Source organism: Caulobacter vibrioides, assembly GCF_002310375.3.
GTDB classification, from domain to species: Bacteria; Pseudomonadota; Alphaproteobacteria; order Caulobacterales; family Caulobacteraceae; genus Caulobacter; species Caulobacter vibrioides_D.
In genome coordinates, this window is record NZ_CP023315.3 from 2,540,227 (window position 1) to 2,557,891 (window position 17,665).

Annotated in this window: 13 protein-coding genes, 1 pseudogene and 1 riboswitch; of the genes and pseudogenes, 6 read left to right on the top strand and 8 right to left on the bottom strand. The window is 68.0% G+C overall.

Annotation, left to right across the window (positions count from 1 at the left end; genetic code table 11):
• Positions 1 to 58: 58 nt before the first annotated feature.
• A riboswitch (TPP riboswitch) is annotated at positions 59 to 164 on the bottom strand.
• A gap of 125 nt (positions 165 to 289) precedes the next feature.
• Positions 290 to 814, top strand: coding sequence for a RidA family protein (locus CA606_RS12025; RefSeq protein WP_096050916.1), 525 nt, complete (start codon positions 290 to 292; stop codon positions 812 to 814).
• Here the strand turns inward: CA606_RS12025 and CA606_RS12030 are convergent.
• Entirely contained in the window at positions 811 to 1,134 is a 324-nt protein-coding gene (locus CA606_RS12030) for a hypothetical protein (protein WP_233282150.1), read from the bottom strand. The genes CA606_RS12025 and CA606_RS12030 overlap by 4 nt on opposite strands.
• Before the next feature lie 116 nt (positions 1,135 to 1,250).
• Positions 1,251 to 1,805, bottom strand: coding sequence for a tetratricopeptide repeat protein (locus tag CA606_RS12035; RefSeq protein WP_096050914.1), 555 nt, complete (start codon positions 1,803 to 1,805; stop codon positions 1,251 to 1,253).
• A 223-nt stretch (positions 1,806 to 2,028) separates the two neighbouring features.
• Between CA606_RS12035 and CA606_RS12040 the strand changes: the two genes are divergently transcribed.
• A complete protein-coding gene (locus CA606_RS12040; protein ID WP_096050913.1) occupies positions 2,029 to 3,030 on the top strand; it encodes a D-cysteine desulfhydrase in 1,002 nt (333 codons plus the stop codon).
• Between the two features lie 12 nt (positions 3,031 to 3,042).
• Complete coding sequence (locus tag CA606_RS12045) at positions 3,043 to 3,711, top strand: aspartate/glutamate racemase family protein (RefSeq protein ID WP_096050912.1); 669 nt, start codon at positions 3,043 to 3,045, stop codon at positions 3,709 to 3,711.
• Between the two features lie 4 nt (positions 3,712 to 3,715).
• On the opposite strand, the gene CA606_RS12050 is transcribed toward CA606_RS12045, so the two are convergent.
• Positions 3,716 to 3,898 carry a hypothetical protein gene (locus CA606_RS12050; RefSeq protein ID WP_096050911.1) on the bottom strand — a complete coding sequence of 61 codons (183 nt, stop codon included), beginning with the start codon at positions 3,896 to 3,898 and terminating at the stop codon, positions 3,716 to 3,718.
• A 460-nt stretch (positions 3,899 to 4,358) separates the two neighbouring features.
• On the opposite strand from CA606_RS12050, the gene CA606_RS12055 reads away from it, so the two are divergent.
• Positions 4,359 to 5,990 carry a pectate lyase gene (locus CA606_RS12055; protein WP_096050910.1) on the top strand — a complete coding sequence of 544 codons (1,632 nt, stop codon included), beginning with the start codon at positions 4,359 to 4,361 and terminating at the stop codon, positions 5,988 to 5,990.
• Between the two features lie 9 nt (positions 5,991 to 5,999).
• Here the strand turns inward: CA606_RS12055 and CA606_RS12060 are convergent, their stop codons facing one another.
• The 3 genes from CA606_RS12060 to CA606_RS12070 form a co-directional block, all read right to left on the bottom strand.
• A complete protein-coding gene (locus CA606_RS12060; protein WP_096050909.1) occupies positions 6,000 to 6,596 on the bottom strand; it encodes an SRPBCC family protein in 597 nt (198 codons plus the stop codon).
• An 83-nt stretch (positions 6,597 to 6,679) separates the two neighbouring features.
• Entirely contained in the window at positions 6,680 to 9,502 is a 2,823-nt protein-coding gene (locus CA606_RS12065) for an ATP-dependent DNA helicase (RefSeq protein WP_096050908.1), read from the bottom strand.
• Between the two features lie 57 nt (positions 9,503 to 9,559).
• Positions 9,560 to 10,528, bottom strand: coding sequence for a tetratricopeptide repeat protein (locus CA606_RS12070; RefSeq protein WP_181242566.1), 969 nt, complete (start codon positions 10,526 to 10,528; stop codon positions 9,560 to 9,562).
• Positions 10,529 to 10,672: 144 nt separating this feature from the next.
• On the opposite strand from CA606_RS12070, the pseudogene CA606_RS12075 reads away from it, so the two are divergent.
• Positions 10,673 to 13,161 (top strand): annotated as a pseudogene (locus tag CA606_RS12075) (ligase-associated DNA damage response DEXH box helicase).
• Entirely contained in the window at positions 13,158 to 13,865 is a 708-nt protein-coding gene (gene pdeM / locus CA606_RS12080; protein WP_096050907.1) for a ligase-associated DNA damage response endonuclease PdeM, read from the top strand. The pseudogene CA606_RS12075 and the gene pdeM overlap by 4 nt, the downstream one beginning before the upstream one ends.
• A gap of 113 nt (positions 13,866 to 13,978) precedes the next feature.
• Here the strand turns inward: pdeM and CA606_RS12085 are convergent, their stop codons facing one another.
• Positions 13,979 to 14,440: a DUF3429 domain-containing protein gene (locus tag CA606_RS12085; protein WP_096050906.1), complete on the bottom strand. Its 462-nt coding sequence runs from the start codon at positions 14,438 to 14,440 to the stop codon at positions 13,979 to 13,981.
• A gap of 241 nt (positions 14,441 to 14,681) precedes the next feature.
• Complete coding sequence (locus CA606_RS12090; protein WP_096050905.1) at positions 14,682 to 17,606, bottom strand: peptidoglycan-binding protein; 2,925 nt, start codon at positions 17,604 to 17,606, stop codon at positions 14,682 to 14,684.
• Between the last annotated feature and the right edge of the window lie 59 nt (positions 17,607 to 17,665).

The window sequence follows — 17,665 nt, forward strand, 5'->3', positions numbered from 1 at the left end:
AGCTTCCAAGGAGACCCGGACGTGCGTGCTTGAGTCGGTCTTACGGGCGAGACAAACGCTCCCGTCCGCGTTCCCTCCCTTCGCCGGCATGACCCGGATCAGGTTCTACGGGTCAGGGCCTTGGCCCAATCTCAGCCGCGCAAGCGGCCCCCCGGTGAACAGGCCTCGGACACTAGGGACACTGACGCATAGGTCAAGGGCGCAATGCCCTGATGCGTTACGGTAAATTCACTTGCCGACTCCGACCGGTAAGCTCGATCAAGGATCAACGTTCTCCGAGAGCTTCGTCATGTTCCGCCGTTGCCTAGCGCCGATCCTCTGCGCCCTGATCGCCACTCCGAGCCTTGCGCAAACGACCTATCCCAAGTCGATCGCCGCGCCGGGAGGCGAAGTCGTCATTCCCTCGGCAGCGCATCAAGGGTCGTATGACGCGATCAAGTACGCGCCAGCCCGCCGTGTCGGCGACACCCTGTACGTCTCCGGCGTGATCGTCGGCCGCGGCAAGGACGAGGGCACAGATCCGGAATCGTTCAAGCGACAGATCCGGCGCGCCTTTGTGAGCTTGGACGAGATCCTCAAGGCCTCGGGCACGAACTTCGAGAACGTGGTGATGATCAATAGCTTCCACGTCTGGGAAGGTCCTGACCAACCCGCCCCGCGCTTTGAGCAGATCAACATGATCAACGCGGTGAAGAGCGAGTTCATCAAGGGCGCGCACCCGGCCTGGACGGCTGTCGGCACAACCGGGCTGCTGTCGCCGGGCGCGATCATCGAAATCCAGCTGATCGCCTACGTCCCGCCGAAAAAGCCCTAACGCTTGGGCTCGCTCGCCGGCCGGATCGCGCGCATCCGCGCGTTGCTCTGATCGAGGGCTTCTTGGGTGAGGCGCTCAAGATGCGCCATTGCGGCGTTGAAATCGGCGTCTGCTCGCGCGGTGTCATCGATCGCGCGGGGTGCGTTGCTGTCTCGCAAGACCACGGGGCCCGACACGACGCCCGTGTTCAGGTCACGAAGAATGATCTGGGTCCTGGCCCGCTCCTGGGCGTTGGACGCCGCGATCTGGCTTTGCAGAACATCACGACGCGCGTCTTCGAGCGCGTGGGCGGCGGCGTTTCGCGCTTGGATTTCACGCAAGTCTTGCGCATGCGCGGCTCCGCTCCAGAGCAACACAGCAAGACCTGCGCAAAGAAGATGCGCCGCTCGACTCATAGGCTTGGCTCCTTGGGTCGCAGAGCGCACGCCAGAGGGGATCAGGGGCGCTTCACCGAGAAACGCGTGAGTTCAAGCTTCGGCGCCGGCCACTCGGGATTGAGTTCTGCGGCCCGCGAATAGTCGCGGAACGCCGCCTTCAGATCTCCCAGTCCTTCATTAGCCAGACCGCGGTTGAACCAGGCCTTTTCGGGCTCCTTCACCCCCAGGGCCAGCCCCTTGTCGATCTGCTCCACGCCTTCGCGATAGCGCTCCTCGCCGACATAGGCCGCGCCTCGGTTCACAAAGACCTCGCCCAGATTGGGATCGATCGCGCCCGCCGCGTCGAAATCCGAGCGCGCCGCACCGAAATCCTTTTGCCGCATCTGGAGCACACCGCGATTCACATAGGTGCGGGCGCGGTCACGAAAATGCAGGTTCTCCAGCTCCAAGGCGCTGGTGCAGGCCAACACCGAGCGCTTGTCGGAGCGCCCTTTCAGAGCGGCGTCTGAACATTCCTTCGCGGCCCCGCCGCCGATGACCATCGTGGAAGCCTCAGCAGCGCCAGCGGTCGCCAACACAGCAGCGGCCAAGGCGAGGGGAATTATACGGGTCATGTCTTCCTCCCTAGGATCAGGTCGGTCTCACGCCGATCTTCTGAAGGCAGCATAACACCGCTATCGCCGGGGCCTAAGCGTCAGGCGCCCCGTAAAGCAAAGGCCAAGCCAGCACCCACGCCTGCGGCTCCGCGACAGGCCCGAAGCGGGCGAAGGTCGTCTGGTTCAACACGGCGGCGCAGGCCGTGCTAACAAATGGGCGAGTCTTTCAGGAACCGCGCCTATGCACCTTGCTCGCTTTCCTCGCGCCCGCTTCGCGCACCTGCCCACGCCCCTGGAGCCCTTGCCCCGTCTCGGCGCGGAACTGGGCGTGGACCTCTGGGTCAAGCGCGACGACTGCACGGGCCTAGCCGGCGGCGGCAACAAGACCCGCAAGCTGGAGTTCCTGCTCGGCGAGGCCCTGGCCCAAGGCGCCGACACCCTGGTCACCCAGGGCGCGGTCCAGTCCAACCACGTCCGCCAGACCATCGCCGCCGGGGCGCGCTTTGGTCTCAAGACCGAGGTGATCCTGGAGGAGCGCACCGGCTCCAAGGCCAGCGACTACATGGGCAACGGCAACGTGCTGCTCGACAAGTTGATGGGCGCGACGCTGCGCTATGTGCCGGGCGGGACAGACATGGTCGCCGAGCTCGAGATCACCGCCCAGAGCGTCCGCCAGCGCGGCGGCAAGCCCTATGTGATCCCCGGCGGCGGCTCGAACACGGTCGGGGCGCTCGGCTATGTCGATTGCGCGCGCGAACTGGTGGTGCAGGCCGACCAGATGGACCTCAAGATCGATCGCCTCGTCACGGCGACGGGCAGCGCCGGCACGCACGCTGGCCTGGTCGCAGGCTTCGCGGCGCTGTCGGTGGATATCCCGATCCTGGGCTTCGGCGTGCGCGCGCCCAAGCCCAAGCAGGAAGAGAACGTCTACAACCTCGCGGTCGCGACGGCCGAGACGATCGGGGCTGCGAGCCGGGTCCGGCGCGAAGCGGTCGTCGCCGACTGCGACTATGTGGGCGAAGGCTACGGCCTCGTCGACCAAGGCGTGATCGACGCCCTGGCCCTGGCCGCCCGCACCGAAGGGCTGCTGCTGGATCCGGTCTATTCGGGCAAGGCGATGAAGGGGCTGATCGATCAGGCCCGCAAGGGCGCCTTCAAGGGCGAGCGGGTGGTCTTCCTGCACACTGGCGGCGCCCAGGGGCTGTTCGGCTATCAGACCGTGCTTGAGGCCGCGCTGGGCTAGGAGCTTTTTCCGATGAGCAAGGTTCTGGGCGTTCTGGGCGGCATGGGTCCGGCCGCCACCCTCGACTTCCTGGCCAAGTTGCAGGCGGCGACGCCCGTGACGCGGGAGCAGGATCATCTGCGGGTGCTGGTGGACATCAACCCGAAGGTTCCCGACCGCAACGTCGAAGGCTCGGATCCCGGTCCGGTGTTGGCGGCGATGGCGGCGGGCCTGCGCGGCTCCGGCGCGCAGGTGCTGGCGATCGCCTGCAACACCGCCCACGCCTATGCCGAGGAGGTCCGCGCTTCGGGTTTGCCGCTGATCGACATGCTGGAGACCGCCGGCCTCGCCGCCCGCGCCCAGGGTGCGAACATCGTCGGCGTCCTGGGCACCAGCCTGGCGCTCGGTCTCTATCGGGAGCGGTTTGCGTCGCTGGGGCTGGAGGTTGCGACCCTGGATGATCACGAGCAGGTCGAGTTCATGGCCCTGCTCTACCGGATCAAGCGGGGCGACCTGGGGCAGGCGTCGCGGGACGCCATGGCCGCCCTCGCTCACCGCCTGATCGACAAGGGCGCGCAGGCTGTGGTCGCGGGTTGCACCGAAGTGCCCTTGGTGCTGTCCCAGCCCGACCTTTCAGCGCCGCTTCTCGACGCCACACAGACCCTGGCGAGCCGCTGTGTCGAGATCTGTCTGTCGGATTGAGGCCCTAGCCTCGCACCACCGGCAGCGCTTCGTCGTAGCTGGCTTCGAACAGACCCAACAGCGCCGCAGCGCCTCGCGACGCTTGCGCCATGCGCAGCAGAGCCGCGCGGGCGTGCGCATTGTCGGCGATCTCGGCTTGTCGCTCGAGCCGCTCGGCTTCGGTCAAATGATCGTTTCGCGTCCCCATGGCCAAAAGGTTTACAAGATATGAACACGCATCCGCCATGCGACCGCTGGACGCATCGTGAGCGTTGTTCTGCGGCGAGCGCCTGCTGACAAGCCCGCTCAGAACGTGAAAACGCCCCCGGCCCTTTTCGGTCCGGGGGCGTCGTCCTGTTCCCCAACAGGACGGCGTCGGCCATGCTGCTCCGAGCGCGGCGTCGCCTCAAGTGAGGGGCTGAATCTCGCTGAACGCGGATCAACAGACAACGCGTCCGCCTGTCGCAGTGGAACCCCTCGGCGCGGGACGGCCCACGATTATCGACCAACGCCGGCCAGCCTCCGGAGCGAAAAGTGGGTAGTCAAAGGCATGACACCGGTAGCATAATGCCGGCAACGTCACTTCCAAGATGGCGGAGCCGTCGCTGGCCAGGGAGGTTCGCTCGCCTATCCTTCGATGTAAGCTCCGCACCGATCGGAGTTTATCCATGCCCCTCAGCCCGCTCTCCCGCCGTCGCCTCCTGGCCACCTCGGCGGCGGCCTTCGCCGCAGCGGGCGCCCTTGCGCCGCTCCGGGCGCTCGCCGCGCCGGGCCGTGAAACGGCGCTGGAGACGATGAAGACGGCCACGCGCTTCATGGTCGACAAGGTCGCCTACAAGGGCGGTTATGTCTGGAGCTATCTGCCCGACTTCTCGCGGCGCTGGGGCGAGATGGAAGCCTACCCCACCATGATCTGGGTGCAGCCGCCCGGCACCGCGACGATGGGACACCTGTTCCTCGACGCCTATCACGCGACGGGCGATGAGTATTACTACAAGGCCGCCTGCAAGGCCGCCAAGGCCTTGATCGCGATCCAGCACCCCGCCGGGGGATGGAACTATCTGGGCGACCTGGCCGGCAAGGCCTCGATGCGCAAGTGGTACGACACCATCGGCAAGAACGGCTGGCGGCTCGAGGAATTCCAGCACTACTACGGCAACGCCACCTTTGACGACGCCGGCACGGCCGAGACCTCGCAGTTCCTGCTGCGCCTCTACGTCGAGAAGAAGGACAGGCGCTTCAAGCCGGCTCTGAACAAGGCGCTGCAGTTCGTTCTGGACAGCCAGTATCCCAACGGCGGCTGGCCCCAGCGCTTCCCGCTGAAGACCGATTTCCAGAACCACGGCCACGCCGACTACACCGGCTACATCACCTTCAACGACGATGTGGCCGGCGAGAACATCAAGTTCCTGATCATGGTCTGGCAGACCCTGGGCGATCCCCGCGCGCTCCCCGCCATCAGGAAGGCGATGGACTGTTTCGTGATCTGCCAGCAACCCCAACCGCAGCCGGCGTGGGGCCTGCAGCATCACGTCGATACGCTCAAGCCCGCCGCCGCGCGCAGCTACGAGCCCGAGGCTTTCGCCTCGCACACCACGGGCGCCAACATCGCCTCGTGCATGGACTTCTACGAGCTGACCGGCGATCCCAAGTACCTGGCGCGCCTGGGTGAGGCGCTCGACTGGCTGGACAGCATCAAGCTGCCGCAGGAAATCCAGAAGGGCCGCCCCTACCCCACCTTCATTCAGGTGGGCACGGGCAAGCCGCTCTATATCCACCGGCGCGGCAGCAACGTCGTCAACGGCGAGTACTACGCCGACCAGAACCCCGAAGGCACGGTCATCCACTACTCGTCGTTCCGCGCGGTGAATGTGGCCGGCCTGCGCCAGCGGCTCGCCAAGCTGCAGGCCACCCCGCCCGAAGTCGCCAGCAAGGACTCGCCGCTCAAGGGCGGCCGCAAGGCGCTGCCCAAGTACTTCACCACCGGCGACATCTCGGTGTCGGATCTGAACGTGGACACCCTGAAGGCCGACACCGGCCAGACCTCGCCGGACAAGGCCGCCGGCCTGATCGCGTCGCTCAACGCCGAGGGCTGGTGGCCGACCGAGCTCCGGGCGACCAGCAACCCCTATATCGGCGACGGCTCCCCGACGCCCGCCCCGGGCGACTTCAGCCAGACCCGGGTCGGCGACGCGACGGACACCTCGCCCTACATCACCGACACGCCCAAGATCGGCATCTCGACGGGAACCTACATCGAGAACATGGCCGCGCTGATCAAGTACGTGACGGCCAGCTAAGACGCTGGCCTACTCGCAAAGGCCCTTGAGGTTCATCAGGACCTTAGGCGTGTCCTTGCGCAGGGCCTCGCGGATCAGCGCCTTGGGGACCGGCCAATCCACGGCCAGGCGGTTGTCGTAGAGCACCCGGGTCCGTCGGCCGCCATCCAAGGCCTGCAGCTTCCATTCGCCCTGCTCGACCTTCAGATCGCCGCCGACCAGTTTGAACTTGATGCGGCTGTAGGGTTCGTAGTCGGACCGGAAGACGATCCGTAGGCCGGGAAACACGAGGTTTCGTCGGGTCACATGCTCGCGGATGTCCCACCCGCGGGCCATGTCGCCTTCGACGATGCGGCAGACCGCGAGCGTGGTGATCATCACCTTGGCGGCCGCGCAGTCGGTCATGATGCGCCAAACCTTCTCGGGCGGCGCGTTGATATCCACCACACCCTTCACATGCCCCGAGATGCCGTCGGGGTCGGGAAACACCTCGGCATAGGCCTCGCCCTTGGCCAGCGCAGCCTTGGCCTTGGCGGACAGCTCAAAGGACCAGGCTTGGCCCGCAACGAGCAATGAGAACGCCACGACGGCCAGAGCGACGGGATTTCGAACGCGCATGCACAGCACTCCTCGTGACGGGGTCGGTACGGCTCCAGAGGCGAACCGGACGCATCATGTGATCATTGTTCGACGTTTGGGCGGCGCGGGGCTCAGGCCTCTTTCTTGGCCAGGAAGGCGCCGGCCGCTTCGATGGCCTCGACCAAGCTTACACGTTCCAGCGTGACGCCCTCGGGAAGGCTCGAGAACAGCCGGGTTGGAGCCGCCGCATCGAGCATCACGAACACGCCGCGATCGTCGGCCCGCCGGATCAGGCGACCGAAGGCCTGGCTGATCCGCGCCCGCGCCACCGCGTCGTCATAGCCCTTGCCCCCGAAGCGCAACCGGCGCGCCTTGTGCAGCACGTCCGGACGCGGCCACGGCACGCGATCGAACACCAGAAGCCGCAACGAGCGGCCGGGCACGTCCACGCCGTCGCGGATGGCGTCGGTGCCCAGCAGGCAGGCGTCCTCCTCGGCCCGGAAGATGTCTACGAGCGCCCCGACCTCCAGCGGATCGACGTGCCGGGCGTAGAGCGCCAGGCCCTGATCGGCCAGCGGGGCGGCGATACGCTCGTGCACGGCCTTGAGGCGACGGATGGCGGTGAAGAGGCCAAGCCCCCCGCCCCCCGCCGCCAGAAACAACTCGCGCATCGCTGCCGAGACCTGGCGCGGATCTTCCTTGTTCACATCGGTGACGACGAAGGCCTTGGCGTTGTTCGCGTAGTCGAACGGCGAGACCAGCCGCAGCACCTTGGGCGCGGTCGGCAGGCGCGCCGCGCCCGTGCGCATCTCGGCCAGGGCGAACGGATCCTCCAGCGCAGGATCGACCAGGGTGGCGCTGGTCACCAGCACACCGTGCGCGGGCGACAGCACCGCCGCGCGCAGCGGCTCGGTCGGGTCCACCCAATGCCGGCGGCAGGCCGCGTCCACCACACGGCCGTAGAGGAAGGTCGCCTCGAACCAGTCGACGAAGTCCGGATCGCTGTCGCTCGGCTCGACGTCGTCGTCCTCAATGGCTTTGAGGATCGAGCGCCAGGCCGGCAGGGTCATGCGCGCCCGGCGATCCAGGCCGCGCAAAGCGCCCTCGATCCTGGCCCGCTCCGACGCGCCAAGGTGCTCGGCGTCCTCGTCCAGCACGTCTTCCAGCGCCCGCGCTAGGGCCAGCAGCGGCGCCTCGATCGCGGCCAGAGCCTTGGCGGCCTCCGGCGCGCGCTCGCGGACCAGATCGGTCGCTGGCCGCGCATCGCATTGCAGGCCAAGATCGGCCCCGCCCCGGTCGCCGCTGCGAGCGCGTAGCTGCTCGATCACGGCGACGAGGAAGTTCTCGATCGGACCGATCGGATTGATCTGCCCATCAGGTGGCGCGACCCGCCCCGACCAACCCTCGCCCGGCAAGGCGGCGGCGGCCTGAATGGCCTGGCTCATCGCACCGCGCGCGCCCTCCCGGTCTCCCAGGATGTCGAGCAGCCGCGCTTCCAGGCCACGTCCCCGCCGACCACGCCCTTCGGGTCCCCGGATCCAGCGCCGCAACTCCGCCGCTTCAGCGCCCGACAAGGCCGCCGAGAACGCGCTGTCGGCGGCCTCGAACAGGTGGTGGCCCTCGTCGAAGACGATGCGCTTGAGGCTGGTGGTCTCGTTGTCGCCCTTCAGCCCCCGCGCCGTGCGCGCGCCGTCAAAGGCCGCCTGGGTCAAGACCAGCGCATGGTTGGCGATCACCAGATCCGCGCGCTTGGACGCCCGCACCGCCTTCTCGATGAAGCAGATGCGATAGTGCTGACAGCCCGCATGGATGCACTCGCCCCGCCGGTCGACGAGATTGGCGGGACTGGCCTGAACCGAGGGCGGAACGGCCGCCAGGGTCGGCAGCCAGGCGGGAAAGTCGCCGCCGGTCATGTCGCCGTCGCGCGTGGCGCGGGCCCAGCGCGCCGTCAGCGCCAGACCGATCAGGTCGCCGTTACCCAGCTGCGCGCCGTTGGTCTGCTCCTGAAAGTTCAACAGGCACAGGTAGTTCTCGCGCCCTTTTCGCACCACCGCCTTGCGGGCGCGTTCCTTGGGATCGGGATAGATCGAGCGGCTCTCGCGTTCGATCTGGCGCTGAAGCGCGCGGGTGTAGGTGCTGACCCAGACCGACGGTCCATTGGCCTCGGCCCAGAGCGACGCGGGCGCCAGATAGCCCAGGGTCTTGCCAACGCCCGTGCCCGCCTCGGCCAGCATCATGCGCGGCTCGCCTTCGCGCTCGCGCGGCTGGAAGGCGAAGGCGGCTTCCTTGGCGAAGGTCACCTGGGCTTCGCGGACTTCTTCCAGACCCGACCGCTGAAGCAGTTCGGCCAGACGCTCGCCGGCGCGCTCAGGATCGATGGGGCGCGATCCGGCCTCGCCGGGCGGCGCCTGGTCTTCCCACTCCACGAGCCGCGCCCAGACATCGAGGCCCGATCCGCGAAACTGGTTGCCGACGGGAACCGAGCGCAAGGCGCCGATGACGGCCGGTCCCCACGACCAGCCCGCCTTGGCCAGGGTTTCGGCGATCGCCAGGGCCTCTTCGCGCGAGGGAACCGGCGTCAGGGCCAGTTCTCGCAAGAGCGCGTCAGCGGCCTCGCGCAGGGTCTGGGCCTGCTCGGCTGCGCCATGCGGCTCGCGCAGCCCCAGGGCCGTGGCGAGGCCCACCGCCGAGGGGGCGCAGAACGCCGCCGGGCGCGTGAAGGCATGCAGTTCCAGCACATCGAACAGACGCGGCGAGCGCGCCGGCGGAGACAGGTTCAGACGCCGAGCCGTCATCGCCGCGTGCGCGACCAGCACTGGGCCATGCTCGAAGAGATCGCGCGCGTCCGGCGCGCGAAGCATCCGCGCCTCGCCGCCATCCGCCAGGCCGGCGCGCGGTCCGGGCAGGACGACCAGGGCCGGGGCCAGGTCCAGAGTCGGCGGGAAAGCAGTCACCCGAGTCCGTTAGCAGAACCCGGCTCGAAACAGAATGGGAACGCGCGGCGCGGCGCCTCAGCCCACCGGCGTTTCGTCCTCCTCCACGAGTCCCAGCAGCCGATCGATCGCCCGCTGCGCCTTGGCCCGCAGGGCCGGATCCTCGCTTTCCACGGCCCGACGGTACATTTGGAGCGCCAGATCGGGATCGGCCCGGACACCGCGACCGATCTCGCACATCAGCCCCAGCGCGAACCAGGCGTCGTGGTCCCCACGGTCCGCAGCCCGCTGGAACCAGCTTATCGCCTCGACATAGTTCTTGTCGGTCAGCTGGCCGTTATAGTGCGCCGCGCCCAGCCGATACATCGCGTCCGGCAGCTCGTTGCGCGCGGCGGCGCGGTAGAAGTAGAGGGCCTTGGCGGGATCGGCGGCGACGCCGGCGCCCTCGGCGTGCAAACGCCCCAGCTCGCTCATGGCCTCCGCGGAGCCCATCTCGATCGCGCGGCGCAGCCATAGCAGGCCGCCCCTGGCGTCCACGCGACCGCCATAGCCCTCCAGCAGCACGACGCCCGCGTTGAACGCGCCCGGAGCCGATCCGGCCTCCCCGGCGCGGAGATACCAGGCGCGAGCCAGCCTTGGCTTCTCGGGACGTCCGTGACCACCCCGGTGCATGACCGCCAGATTGAACATGCCGTTCGGATCGCCCAGCCGGGCGGCTCTCGCATAGAGCTTCACGGCGCCGTCGGCGTCGGGCTTCAGCCCCTCGTCCCCGAGAAGATACAGGTTGCCCAACTCGACCATGGCGTCGGTGTCGGCCAGGGCCACGGCCTTGCGCAGCCAGAACAGTCCCTTGGCGACATCCGGCTCGCGTCCTTCACCGCGGAGATGGCAGATCGCAAGCTCGACATAGAGGGCCGTCTGGCCATCCTCGGCCGCCCGTTCGATGGCGTCACAGTCGGCCCCAGCCCCCCAGCCTTGCGCGCGCGCCGCGTCGGCGGGCCACAGGGCCGCGAGCATCAGCGCGATCAGCCAACCAGAACGCATCAAACCCCCAACATGGCCGCCGGCGCGACCTGGGCGCCGCAAGCGTCAATCCAGACAATCGCAAGCCGTGGCGGAAGCAACCAGACTCGCGCCACGCGCGCGCAAAAGTCAGGTGAAACAGAAAGGGAACATGCTATATCGCGGTCAATGCTCGCGGCGAACGCCCTTCCTCCCCAGTTTCAGGCCTGGTTCGCCAAGCGCGGATGGACGCCCCGTGAGCACCAGTTGGCGATGCTGGACAAGGCCCGCGCCGGACGCGGGGCCTTGCTGATCGCGCCCACAGGCGGCGGCAAGACGCTGGCCGGGTTCCTGCCCAGCCTGATCGAACTGGCCGAGCGCCCCCCACGCAATACGCCCGCCGGCGTCCACACCCTCTACATCTCGCCGCTGAAGGCGCTGGCGGTGGACGTCGAGCGCAACCTGCTCACCCCTATTCGCGAGATGGGCCTGCCGATCGTGGCCGAAAGCCGCACCGGCGACACCGGCGAGAGCCGCAAGGCCCGGCAAAAGGTCCGCCCGCCCGACATCCTGCTGACCACGCCCGAGCAACTGGCGCTGTTCTGCGCCTGGGAAGGCGCACGCGAGTACTTTTCCGACCTGCGCTGCGTCATCATCGATGAGGCCCACGCGATCTGGCCCAGCAAGCGCGGCGACCTCCTGGCGCTGGGCCTGTCGCGCCTGCAGCAGTTCGCGCCCAACATGCGTCGGGTCGGCCTGTCGGCCACGGTCGATGATCCGGATCTGGTACGAAAGTGGCTGGGCGAGAACCGGGTGGAAAATCCTCCCCCGCGCGCGGGGGGAGGATATGCGAACCCGACATCGACCTCGTGCTCGGCGCGGGCGGCGCCCAGCCGGTCGTCGAGGTCTTGGTCTCGGGCGGACGCGTGCCCTGGGCCGGCCATACGGCCGAGCACGCCATGCCCGAGGTCTATGACATCATCAAGGAGGCCAAGACGGCGCTGGTGTTCGTCAACACCCGCTTCCAGGCCGAGTTCGCGTTCCAGCGGCTGTGGGAGCTGAACGACGAGGGCCTGCCGATCGCCCTGCACCACGGCAGCCTGTCGGCCGAGCAGCGGCGCAAGGTCGAGGCGGCCATGACGCGCGGCGAACTGCGCGCGGTGGTCTGCACCTCGACGCTGGACATGGGCATCGACTGGGGCGACGTCGACCTCGTCATCCAGCTGGCCGCGCCCAAGGGCGCCTCGCGGATGGTGCAGCGGATCGGTCGGGCCAATCACCGCCTGGACGAGCCCAGCCGCGCCCTGTTCGTGCCCGCCAGCCGCTTCGAGATGCTGGAGTGCCGTGCGGCCGCCGACGCCATCCTGGAGAACCACCTGGACGGCGAACCGGCGCGTATCGGCGGCCTCGACGTTCTAGCGCAGCACGTCATGGGCTGTGCGTGCTCGGAGCCGTTCAAGCTGACCGACCTCTATGACGAGGTCCGCTCGGCGGGGCCTTACGCCGAGCTGACCTGGGAGGATTTCGAGGCCGTGGTCGACTTCGTCTCGACCGGCGGCTACGCGCTTCGCACCTACGACAAGTTTCGGCGGATCGTGCAGACCGCCGACGGCCTCTGGACAGCGCGCAACGCCCAGGCCCGCCAGCAGCACCGCATGAACGTCGGCGCTATCATCTCCCCGGCGATGATCAACATTCGGATTGGCGGGGGCCGAAAGCCGGTCGGCGGGCGCAAGATCGGCGAGGCCGAGGAAGGCTATTTCGAGCAGCTGACGCCTGGCGACACCTTCGTCTTCGCCGGCCAGGTCTGGCGGTACAACAGCATGGTCGGGGCCGACGCCTTTGTCTCCCCGGCGCCGAACGATGATCCCAAGATGCCCAGCTGGGGCGGCTCGAAGTTTCCCTTGTCGACCTACCTCGCCGAGCGGGTCCGGCAGATGATGCATGACGAGCGCGAGTGGAGCGCCCTGCCCGGCGACGTTCAGGAGTGGCTGTCCTGGCAGAAAATCCGTTCGGCCCTGCCAGCAGAGGGGGAGATGCTGCTGGAGACCTTCCCGCGCGGGAAGCGGTTCCACATGGTCTGCTATCCGTTCGACGGGCGTCTGGCCCACACCACCCTGGCCATGCTGCTGACCCGCCGCCTGGACCGGCTGGGCGTGGGCCCGCTAGGCTTTGTCTGTAACGACTACGCGCTGAACCTGTGGTCGCTGCGCCCCATGGACGATCTGGACCTGGATGAGCTCTTCGCCCAGGACATGCTGGGCGATGACCTGGAAGCCTGGCTGGACGAGAGCTTCATGATGAAGCGGTCCTTCAAGCACTGCGCCCTGATCGCGGGTCTGATCGAGCGCCGCCACCCTGGCGCCGAGAAGTCCGGGCGGCAGGTGACCTTCTCGACGGACCTGATCTACGACGTGCTGCGTAAACACCAACCCGACCACCTGATGCTCCGCTGCGCGCGGCTCGACGCGGCCACGGGCCTGCTGGACATCGCACGCCTGGGCGACATGCTGACCCGCGTCAGGGGCCGCATCCGGCACATGGCCCTGGATCGGGTCTCGCCCTTCGCTGTCCCGATGATGCTGGAAATCGGCCGCGAACGGGCCCCGGGCGACGCCGCCGGCGAGATGATCCTGGCCGAGGCCGAAGCTGACCTGATCGCCGAGGCGCGGCCATGACCCGCTTTGCGCCTTCGGCCTGCGGCGGCCTTCGTATCGCCTTGGCCAATGTCGAGGTGGTGCTGCGCTGGTCCGGCGCGCTGTGGCTTGAGCACGAACGCACGCTGATCGTGGCCGATCTTCATTTCGAGAAGGGCAGCAGTTACGCCGCCCGCTTTGGTCAGATGCTGCCGCCCTACGACACGCGCGAAACCCTAGACCGCCTTGACCGCGAGATTACGCAGCTCACGCCCGAACGGCTAATCTTCCTGGGCGACAGCTTCCATGACGGCGCCGGCGAGGCGCGGCTGGCGGTGGACGACTACCGCCGGCTGGAAGGCTTGGCCCTTGGCCGCGAGCCGGTCTGGGCGGTGGGCAACCACGACGCCGACGGCCCAAAGGCCTTGCCGGGCGAGGTGATCGACGAAGCCAGCATCGCGGGGCTGATCCTTCGGCATGAGCCGCTTGCTGGCGCGCAGCCGGGCGAGGTGGCGGGTCACCTGCATCCGGCGGCCAAGGTCTCCAGCGGACGCGCGACCGTCCGCCGACGCTGTTTCGTCACCGACGGCGCCCGCCTGGTCCTGCCGGCGTTCGGCGCCTATACGGGCGGGCTGAATGTGCTGGATGACGCCTTTTCGAGTCTCTTCAACGGCCCGCTCCTGGCCGGCGCCTTGGGTCCGCGCCGGGTTCACGCGGTGGGCGGCAAATCGTTGAGGCCCGACTAGAGCGTTTTGCGACCTGACCGCGTCAGACCGCGAGCCCTAGTCCTTTGTTTTAAAGCATTTTTCTTCACGCGAGCCGAAACCGCTTCGCTGGAAAAATGCTCTAGACCTCGGGATCACATATGCAGGGCCTGCTCCAGCGAGAACGCCAGAGAGATCGCCGCGCCAGCGGTCATCAGGGTGCGCATCCGGGGGCGCCAGCTCGGCCCCTCATGGTCGGTGACGTCCCAGACCCATTGCAGCAGCAACACCAGCAAAAAGCCCGACAACTGCCAGGCCGGCCCGAACTTCAGTTGGCCAAGCAGCAAGCCAAACCCCGCCAGCGGGAACAGCAGCGAAATACCCAGGACCGACCAGCGAGGACTGGGGTCTTCGATCTCCAGTCCGGTTCGAACGCCGCCGAAGTAGGAGACCATCGCGGCGGAGTACGCCAGCAGCCCGAGCAGCGCGGACTTCTGGACATCCGCCGGCCCATAGCAAAACAGGCCCGACGCTACAAAGAATGGGATCAAGGTCGACAGACCAAAGACCCATGCCGCCGGTGGAACCGGCGTCCGCCCGCCCGCGGACTCGTTCATGCCACAACTCCTTCGGCAAGCGACCGTGGTCGCCCGCCCCGCCCCTGTCGCGACTATTACCGACCGGACGCGATAGGTCCACGGACGATCTTCACGGCACGAAGCACAGGTTCATGACCTGCATTGGCCCAGGAAGGTGTTGGAATGCAATGACGTTTGTCCCGCAGCGATGCGGGAGCGGCCGACGCGCCGGTTCGCAAGCCGGCGCGCGTTCGCGACAAGGCGAGCCTTCGCGGGCCGGTTAGCGCGCGTAGACCGCCAGGCGGTTGAGGGCCTCGCCATCCACCGAGCCGGTGGCGGGCAGGCCCTGATCCCGTTGATAGGCCGCGATCGCCATCCGCAGGGCGGGCGACGAAACGCCATCCCGCGGTCCCTGATAGTAGCCCAGCTGCGACAGGACGCGCTGCGCCAGCCCCAGATTGGCGTTGGCGGCGGCGGGCGCAGTGGACGGCAAGCTCGCCTGGACCTGGGTCTGCGGACGGAACGCCAGGGCCGATCGGTCGGCGGTCTGCTGGGCCTCGGCGGTCAGTTGGGTCCGCAGCGCCGTGGCGCGGCCTCGCGCGGTCGAGTCGCCCGCACGGCCGGCGATCACGTACCACTTGTAGGCTTCGGCCGGGTTCTGGCTGACGCCCAGGCCGCTCTCGTAGAGCTGAGCCAGATTGAACTGGCTGTCGACCAGGCCCATGTCGGCGGCCTTGCGGAACCAGCTGGCGGCCGTCGTCGAATTACGCGGACCGCCCTCGCCCTTGAAGTAGTAGAGCGCCAGGTTGTGCATGGCGCGCGCATCGCCGCCGTTGGCGGCCCGTTCGCTCCAGCGGCGCGCTTCGGCCATATCGACCTTCACGCCGTTCTTGCCGCCCTCGTACATTTTCGAGAGGTAGAACTGGGCGGCCGGATAGCCGCCGTTCGCGGCGCGTTTCAGCAGTTCGACGCCCGAGCGGTCCCCCGACTCGATCTTGCGCACCGCGTCCTCGAACAGGGATTTCGCTTCGGTGGTCGGCGGAGCGGCCGGCGCATCGATCTGAGCAGGGACAACCTTGCCCGTCGTCAGGGCCACAGCGGCGCGCGGCGCGCCGGGCGTGGTGTCGGCCTCGGGACCATTGACCTCGACATCGGCCTTGCGGCCGGCGATCGCCTGAGCCACGCGGCTAGGCGAGGTGTTGGTGTCTTCGGTGTTGAGCAGGAGCAGCCCGCCCACGCCAGCGCCGAGCGCGCCGGCGGCGGCGAAGACGACAAAGGCCGTCGTTACGGTCGCGCCGAGGCGCGCCTTGGACTTCTTGGTCGAAAAGCCGCCAAAGCCGCTGAACAGCGAACCGCTCGCCTTGGCGGCCTTGTCCTTCTTCGCAGCCTTGGCCTTGCCGCCGCCCTTGCCCTCGGTGGCGGCGGCGGCGCGCGCGGCGGCGCGAGCCTGCTCGATGATGTCGCGCGTCGACATCGGCCGGGTCGGCTCGGTCGGCGCGAAATCCGACACCTCGGGTTCGACTTCGAAGCGCGGGCTCTCTGGCTCGAAGCCGTCGGCGATGGCGTAGTCGTCGTGCGCGAAGGCCGGTTCCTCAGGCTCCGCGGCCGGGAACTCAGCCACATCGAAGCTACGGGTCGGAGCCGGCGGCGCATCGAACGCGTCGTCCTCGTCCTCCTCGGCCGTGCTGAACGAGGCGGCCTGGGTGAAGTAGTTGTCGTCGAACGGGGAAGCGGTCGGCGGCGACGGACGCGTCGACGCAGGCGCCGGGGCCGGCGTCGGCGCGGGCGGCGGCGGCGGCGCGGCCTCAAGCTTGCGCTGCGCCTCCGAAAGACGGCTGTCGATCTTCTCGCGCGCTTCTTCCAGCATGCGGAGCGTGCGCTCTTCGCTCTGGCGGATGCGGTCGACCAGTTCCTGGCTGGAGCGTTCGTGGCGCTGGTTCAGGCGTTCGGTGACGCGGGCGACCTGTTCGCCGACATCGTCGATGGCCAGGGCGTTGCGGCGTTCGGCGCTGCCGATCCGCTCGGCCAGCTTCTCGGTGATCCGGGCGATCTCGCCGCCCAGCTTTTCGAGCGCTTGGGCCTGGACGCTGTCGGCGCGATTGAGCTTGTGCTCGACGCTGGCGGCGATGCGCGCCACCTCACCACCGACCTGCTCGATAGCGCTGGCGTTACGGCTCTCGGCGGCGTGGACGCGGCGATTGAACGCGTCGGCGACGCCGACGATCTCACGGCCCATGCGCTCGATGGCCTGGGCCGAGCGCTGCTCGGCGGCCTGCACGTGGGCGGCCATCTCGCCAAGCTTGCGCTCCATGCGGTCAAAGCGGCCGTCAGCGCTTTCGCGAAGCTTCGCCGCCATCTCCAGGCGGGCGGCTTCCATCTTCTGCGTCAGGGTGGCGGCCAGGCTGTCCAGGCGCTCCTGGACGCCCGTCACGGGATTGGCGGTCTCGACCGCGCCGAGGCGCTGATCCAGAGCCTGGAAGGACGTGCCCAGTTCGCGTAGCGCCTCGCTGGTGCGGCTCTCGGCGGCTTCGAGGCGCTCGCCCAGTCGCGCGACGACGGCTTCGACCAGCGCGTTGGGATCGCTCGTGACCTGTTGGTTCAAACGGGCTTCCAGCGTCGCAATCGCCTCGCGGGTGCGCGCCTCGCCCTCATACAAGTGCCCGGCGACCTTGCCCAAGGCGCCTTCCAGGGCGCGCAGCGCCTCAGCCGAGCGCGGACCGGCCGCTTCGTTTTCAATGCGGCGAAGGCGTTCGACGGCTCGCGCCTGCTCGGTCTTCAACTCGTCGACCGCGCCTTCGAAGCGCGCGGCGACGGCGATCTGCTCGCGTTCGGACTGGCCAAGACGCGCCAGGGCGTCACGCACGGAGTGATCGATGCCGGTGATCGCGGCGGCATTGCGCCCCTCGGCGGCCTCGATGCGCTGCGTCAGACGATCGAGCGCCAGGGCGACCCGACCGACCTCGTCGGCGGGATGTTCGGCGATCTCGATGCGCGGCGGCGCATCCTCTTTGACGATCTCAAGATAGGCGCGATTGGGGACTTCGTCCCCGGCGAGACGCGGCTCGGCGGTCTGACCATCGCCCTCGATGATCATTCGATTTAGCCACTCACCAAGAGTCATGCCGGAGCGACGCGCAAGGTCTTTCGCGACCTCCCGTGCCTTGGGGTCAATCCCCTTAACGCTCCATGGCGACGCCGCCGTCATGCGAATCGATCTCCCCGCACCTGGGGAAAACGCTAGTCACCGATTCCTAGGGTGTAAAC

What these genes read in the sequence shown, in the direction of transcription:
- CA606_RS12035 (WP_096050914.1), bottom strand. Translation starts at nt 1,805, where the DNA reads ATGACCCGTATAATTCCCCTCGCCTTGGCCGCTGCTGTGTTGGCGACC.
- CA606_RS12050 (WP_096050911.1), bottom strand. Translation starts at nt 3,898, where the DNA reads ATGGGGACGCGAAACGATCATTTGACCGAAGCCGAGCGGCTCGAGCGA.
- CA606_RS12055 (WP_096050910.1), top strand. Translation starts at nt 4,359, where the DNA reads ATGCCCCTCAGCCCGCTCTCCCGCCGTCGCCTCCTGGCCACCTCGGCG.
- CA606_RS12040 (WP_096050913.1), top strand. Translation starts at nt 2,029, where the DNA reads ATGCACCTTGCTCGCTTTCCTCGCGCCCGCTTCGCGCACCTGCCCACG.
- CA606_RS12090 (WP_096050905.1), bottom strand. Translation starts at nt 17,606, where the DNA reads ATGACGGCGGCGTCGCCATGGAGCGTTAAGGGGATTGACCCCAAGGCA.
- CA606_RS12045 (WP_096050912.1), top strand. Translation starts at nt 3,043, where the DNA reads ATGAGCAAGGTTCTGGGCGTTCTGGGCGGCATGGGTCCGGCCGCCACC.
- CA606_RS12085 (WP_096050906.1), bottom strand. Translation starts at nt 14,440, where the DNA reads ATGAACGAGTCCGCGGGCGGGCGGACGCCGGTTCCACCGGCGGCATGG.
- CA606_RS12025 (WP_096050916.1), top strand. Translation starts at nt 290, where the DNA reads ATGTTCCGCCGTTGCCTAGCGCCGATCCTCTGCGCCCTGATCGCCACT.
- pdeM (WP_096050907.1), top strand. Translation starts at nt 13,158, where the DNA reads ATGACCCGCTTTGCGCCTTCGGCCTGCGGCGGCCTTCGTATCGCCTTG.